The following is a 2082-nucleotide window of genomic DNA, read 5'->3' as shown; positions in this document are numbered from 1 at the left end:
CGCCAGTGCGGGGGCGACCTTGTGGGCGCAGAGGTTCAGCGGGAAGTTGAACGGCGCGATGCCGAGCACCGGACCGTAGGGGATGCGGCGGGTGAGGGCGAGCCGGCCGGCGCCGCCGGCGTCCGCGTCGAGCCGCTGGGCGGTGCCGCCGTTGAACCGCCGCGCCTCGTCGGCGGCCCAGCGGAAGACCGAGGTGCAGCGGGCCACCTCGACCCTGGCCCACTTCATCGGCTTGCCGTTCTCCGCGCTGATCAGCCGGGCGATCTCCTCGCCGCGCTCGCCGAGCCGCCGCCAGACGTGGTCGAGCGCGGCGGCGCGCACATAGGCCGGGGTGGCGGCGAACTCGTCGGCCACGGCCGCGGCCGCGGCGACCGCCTCCTGCGTCTGCTCTGGGGTGGGTACGCTCGCCGTGCCGACGGTCCTGCCGTCCCAGGGCGAGGTGACCTCCAGGGTGTCGTCGCCGGTCGCCGGGCGCCCGGCGAGCCAGAACGCCTGCGGGGATGTCGCGGTGGTCATGGCCGATCCGCCCTCTCGTCGATCGCGTGCTCCTCTCCTTCCACCGTAGGCGCTGGCGGGCCGAACAGTTCTTGTCCGGTCCGTAGCGGTGTGGCGGGTGGGTGCGACGCTTCGTCAGGGGTGACCCGCGGCCGGCCCCGACAAGGCGCCATTGACGGGGGCATGCCAGTTTCGCCAGCATGGCCCCACCCCACTCGTCGCACCTACACCAATCAGGAGATGTGTTGCGACTTCCCAGACGAGGCAGGCGGACCACCGCCGCGGCCGCCATCGTGTCCCTCGCCCTGGCCATCACCATCGGCACGCAGGCCAGCGCGGCCCCCGCGCCGGGCGAGGCCCCGAAGGACACCGTCCCGGTCCAGCAGTACGAGGTCGCCGACCTGAGCACCCAGGCCGAGCGCACCGAACTGGCCAGGACCGGCACCCCGATCGACGAGGTACGCGAGTCGTCCGTCGTGATCACCGCCGACGCCGCGGACGCCACCCGGCTGCGCGACCTCGGCTACGAGCTGACCGCGCTGCCGGGCACGGCCGCCGAGCGCAGCGACTTCCAGGCCGCCGCGCCCTCGGACTACCACACCTACGCGGACGTGCGGACGGTCGTCGACCAGGCCGAGGACCAGTACCCGGACCTGGTCTCCAGCCGGGTGATCGGCACCTCCCACCAGGGCCGGGACATCATCGCGGTCAAGGTCAGCGCCAACGCGGGCGTCGACGAGGACGAGCCCGAGGTGTTGTTCACCCACGCCCAGCACGCGCGCGAGCACCTGACCGTGGAGATGGCGCTCTACACGCTGGGCGAGCTGACGTCGCAGTACGGGACCGACCCGGAGATCACCGAGCTGCTCGACACCCGTGAGGTCTGGCTGATCCCGCTGGTCAACCCGGACGGCAAGGTCTACGACCAGGAGTCCACCGGCAGCTTCCGCAGCTGGCGCAAGAACCGGCAGCCGAACGCCGGGTCGACCAACGTGGGCACCGACCTCAACCGCAACTGGAACTACCAGTGGGGCTGCTGCGGCGGCTCCTCAGGCAGCACCGGCAGCGAGACCTACCGCGGCCCGTCGGCCGAGTCGGCGCCCGAGACCCGGGTGGTCGCGAACTTCGTCCGCGGCCGGGTGGTCGGCGGCGAGCAGCAGATCACGGCGCACATCGACTTCCACACCTACAGCGAGCTGGTGCTGTGGCCCTACGGCTACACCAACGCGGACACCGCCGGCGGGCTGACGGCCGACGACGCCGCGGCGTTCCGCGCGCTGGGCACGGCGATGGCCGCCACCAACGGCTACACGCCGCAGCAGTCGAGCGACCTGTACATCACGGACGGTTCGATCAACGACTGGATGTGGGCCAACCAGGGGATCTTCTCGTTCACGTTCGAGATGTACCCGAGGACCGCGTCGGGCGGCGGCTTCTACCCGCCGGGCAGCGTGATCGACCGTGAGACGGCGCGCAACCGGGAGGCCGTGCTGCTCCTCCTCGACTACGCGGACTGCCCCTACCGGATCACCGGCCGGGAGTCCACGTACTGCGCCTGACGCCCCGCGGGTGGGCGCGGTTTTGCCC

At 72.0% G+C, this 2082-nt stretch carries 2 protein-coding genes; one reads left to right on the top strand and one right to left on the bottom strand.

Annotation, left to right across the window (positions count from 1 at the left end):
- On the bottom strand, positions 1-516 hold a 516-nt coding region (locus E1265_RS35765; protein WP_132935106.1), incomplete at its 3' end, for an aldehyde dehydrogenase family protein.
- 224 nt (positions 517-740) lie between these two features.
- On the opposite strand from E1265_RS35765, the gene E1265_RS35760 reads away from it, so the two are divergent.
- Positions 741-2054 (top strand): M14 family metallopeptidase, encoded by a 1314-nt coding sequence (locus E1265_RS35760; RefSeq protein WP_243741348.1) that lies wholly within the window; start codon positions 741-743, stop codon positions 2052-2054.
- Positions 2055-2082: the final 28 nt, after the last annotated feature.

Source organism: Streptomyces sp. 8K308 (assembly GCF_004348315.1).
Lineage (GTDB): Bacteria > Actinomycetota > Actinomycetes > Streptomycetales > Streptomycetaceae > Streptomyces.
The sequence above is the reverse complement of the archived record's forward strand: the minus strand, read 5'-3'. Positions and strand labels throughout refer to the sequence as shown.